General features: G+C 33.2%; 1 pseudogene. It reads left to right on the top strand.

Annotation, left to right across the window (positions count from 1 at the left end):
* Positions 1 to 383: pseudogene (locus LJD32_RS15115) on the top strand (hypothetical protein); the annotation flags it as partial.

The following is a 383-nucleotide window of genomic DNA, read 5'->3' as shown; positions in this document are numbered from 1 at the left end:
GATAGAGACAACCTTCTCTTGATTGATACTTATATGCCACGTAATCAACTAAACCATGTCAGAAAGCATAATCTGCTGACTCATCACAATATCTATCTTCCATTTATTGATGCTGTTGTAAGAGAAAAAGGGCTTAAGAATCTAAGCAAGATAGAATTAGCTATTTATACTTTATATCATGGGATAACAGATGATATAATAGCTTTAAACAGTGAGGTGGTTATCATGATGAAAGAAAAGATGGATCAGTTCAATGAAGATGAAGAACTAGTATTAGCAGCGAGTAAAAGACAGCTTGTCAAAATACAACATCATCAAGAGAAAATAAGAATACGACAAGAAGGTAAAGAAGAAGGCTTAAAAGAAGGAGAACTTCTTAAAGC

The sequence above is a fragment of the Faecalibacillus sp. TM498 genome (assembly GCF_020589955.1).
Lineage (GTDB): Bacteria > Bacillota_I > Bacilli_A > Erysipelotrichales > Coprobacillaceae > Faecalibacillus > Faecalibacillus intestinalis.
Note: the sequence above shows the minus strand (reverse complement) of the source record. Positions and strands in the feature narration are given on the sequence as shown.